General features: G+C 74.1%; 3 protein-coding genes and 1 pseudogene. 3 read left to right on the top strand and 1 reads right to left on the bottom strand.

Features of this window, described 5'->3' with window-relative positions; genetic code table 11:
• From AB0J52_RS35190 to AB0J52_RS35180, 3 genes and pseudogenes are all read left to right on the top strand, one after another.
• Positions 1-315: pseudogene (locus AB0J52_RS35190) on the top strand (DUF1015 domain-containing protein); the annotation flags it as partial.
• A gap of 97 nt (positions 316-412) precedes the next feature.
• Entirely contained in the window at positions 413-814 is a 402-nt protein-coding gene (locus tag AB0J52_RS35185; RefSeq protein ID WP_500187236.1) for an NUDIX hydrolase, read from the top strand.
• Positions 815-868: 54 nt separating this feature from the next.
• Entirely contained in the window at positions 869-1,807 is a 939-nt protein-coding gene (locus AB0J52_RS35180; RefSeq protein ID WP_500187234.1) for an MBL fold metallo-hydrolase, read from the top strand.
• Between the two features lie 82 nt (positions 1,808-1,889).
• Here AB0J52_RS35180 and AB0J52_RS35175 read toward each other — a convergent pair.
• On the bottom strand, positions 1,890-2,695 hold an 806-nt coding region (locus AB0J52_RS35175; protein ID WP_500187233.1), incomplete at its 5' end, for a hypothetical protein.

The following is a 2,695-nucleotide window of genomic DNA, read 5'->3' as shown; positions in this document are numbered from 1 at the left end:
CTGGCCGCCGTCATGCCCGCCGACCGGTCCGCGCGCTGGCGGGGGCTGGACACCGCCGTCCTGGACCACCTGCTCATCGCGGGCGTCTGGGGCGTCCCCGAGAACGAGCAGAGCGTCGAGGTGGTGCACGACGACCCGGCCGCCGCGCTCACCCGGGCCCGGCGCTCCGGCGGCAGCGCCGTGATCCTCAACCCGATGAAGGTCGAGGACGTGCTGGCCGTCGCGGGCGGCGGCGAACGCGTGCCCCGCAAGTCGACGTCCTTCGGCCCGAAGCCGCGCATGGGCATGGTCCTCCGCCTGCTCGACCCGCCCTGACCCCGGAGCCGGGCGCGAGCTGCGGACCGGCGCGCGGAGGGGCCGGCCGGGGGTGCCCGCCGAGGTCGGGCCGACCCCCGGCGGATACGGTCGGAGCGTGACGAAAGTGATCGACAAGGTGGCCTGGATCCGGCTCGAGGACGGCCGGATCCTCACCGCCCGCTCCCACGGCAAGGACACCCACTACCTGCCCGGCGGCAAGCGCGAGCCGGGCGAGACGGACGAGCAGACCCTCGTGCGCGAGATCGCCGAGGAGCTCACCGTCGCGCTCGACCCCGCCACCGTCCGGCACGCCGGCACCTGGGAGGCACAGGCGCACGGCAAGGACGAGGGCGTCGTCGTCAGGATGACCTGCTACACCGCCGACTACACCGGGGACCTGACCCCGGCGGCCGAGATCGCCGAGACCGCCTGGCTCGGCCACGCCGACCGCGACCGCGTCTCGCCGACCGTCCAGCTGATCTTCGACGACCTGCACGCCGCGGGGGACCTGCACTGACCTCCGCGGGCCCGGGGGCTGGAGAACCCGTCGCCGCGGCGCGATGATCGTGGCATGGACACCAAGACCACGATCACGCCGCTGGGCGGGGACGTCTACGAGATCGACACCCGGATGGCGGGCTACAGCGGTATCACCGCCGGATACCTGATCCTGTCCGACCGGCCCTGCCTGGTGGAACCAGGCACCGCCGGCTCCGCGCCCGTCGTGAAGGCCGCCCTGGACGAGCTCGGGGTCTCCGCGGACGACCTGGCGACCGTCGTGGTCACCCACATCCACCTCGACCACGCCGGCGGCGTCGGCGACATCGCCCAGATGTACCCGGGGGCCGAGGTCGTCGTCCACGAGAAGGGCGCCCGCCACCTCGCCAGCCCCGAACGGCTCATGCGCAGCGCCCGCATGGTCTACGGCGACATGCTCGACACCCTGTTCGGCGAGCTCAAGCCGACCGAGGCCGCCCGCATCCGGGCCGTGGAGGACACCGGCGTCATCGACCTCGGCGGCGGCCGGCGGCTGGAGTCGCACTACTCCCCCGGCCACGCCAAGCACCACGTCGGCCTCGTCGACTCGGCCACCGGCGACCTGTACGTGGGGGACGCCGCGGGCATCTACATCCCCGAGACCGCCGACGTCCGGCCCGCGACCCCGCCGCCGGACTTCGACCTCGACACCGCCCTCGCCTCGCTCGACAAGTTCAAGGCGCTCGGCCCGTCCCGGCTGCTATTCGCGCACTACGGGCCGGTCACGGAGGTCGACGACACGCTCGACCGGTCCGCCGAGGAACTGCGCGTGTGGGTGGACGCCGTCCGCGCCGCCCAGGAGGAGAACCCGGAGCTGGACCACGCCGTCGCCATGGTCCGCGACCGCACCGACGCCCGCTACCGGATCACCGCCGAGGACGTCGACCCGGACCTCGCCTTCAAGTACGAGGTCCTGAACAGCACCGAGAGCAACGTCGCGGGCATCATCCACGCCCTCAACCGGCACGCCTGACGGGTCCGCCCGAAACGCCGAACGGGCCGCGCCGACGGAGGTGAATCCGTCGACGCGGCCCGTTCGCCCGTCACATGCCCGCTCAGGCGGACGGCTTGCCCTCGCCCGCAGACCCGGAACCCCCGGACTCGCCCTTCGGCTCGTCCTCGTCCTCGGCGTCGTCGTCCGGCTCGTCCGCGGTGTCGTCCGGCTTGTCCGCGGCCTCTTCGGCGTTCTCGTCCTTGGGCTCGAGGAAGACCGGGGCGGGAGCCGCGGCCACATCGGCCACCGCCTCGTCACCCTGGTAGACCTCGGGAGCCTCCGGCTCCTCCTCGGCGCGCGGGTCGTCCTCGACCGGCACCTCGGCGGACGCCTCGTCGGCCTCGGGGGCCGTCTCGGCGGCGTCGGACTCGGCGGCGTCGGTCTCGGTGACCTCGCCGTCCTCGTCCTCCTCGGTGTCGAGGATGTCCAGGCCCTCCAGGTCGGCATACCGCTCGGCCGCGTCGGTCTCCCCGTCGCGGTCGGCGGCGGCCGAACGAGCGAACCACTCGGACGCCTCGTCCTCACGGCCGGCGTCCACCAGCGCGTCCGCGTAGGCGTAGAACAGCCTCGCCGACCAGGGCCGCAGCCTGCGGTCCCGCAGCTCCGGCACCTGGAGCGTCACCACGGCGGCGTCGAACTGGCCGAGGTCCCGGCGGACACCGGACTCCACGATCCGCAGCTCGACGGCGCCCATCTGGTCCAGGCGCGCCGCCTCCGGCGACTTGACCAGGTCCAGCGCCCGTTCCGGACGGCCCAGCCCGCGCTCGGCGTCGGCCATGACCGGCAGGTACGCCTCGTCGCCCGCGCCCAGCCGCCGCGCCGCGCGCAGCTCCGCCAGGGCGTCGGCCCACTCGCCCGCCGCGTACG

This window comes from Spirillospora sp. NPDC049652 (assembly GCF_040675125.1).
In the GTDB taxonomy this organism is placed as follows: domain Bacteria; phylum Actinomycetota; class Actinomycetes; order Streptosporangiales; family Streptosporangiaceae; genus Spirillospora.
The sequence above is the reverse complement of the archived record's forward strand: the minus strand, read 5'-3'. Positions and strand labels throughout refer to the sequence as shown.

Bases quoted from the DNA above. Each gene is read 5' to 3' on its own strand.
- AB0J52_RS35180 (WP_500187234.1), top strand. From the start codon at position 869: ATGGACACCAAGACCACGATCACGCCGCTGGGCGGGGACGTCTACGAG.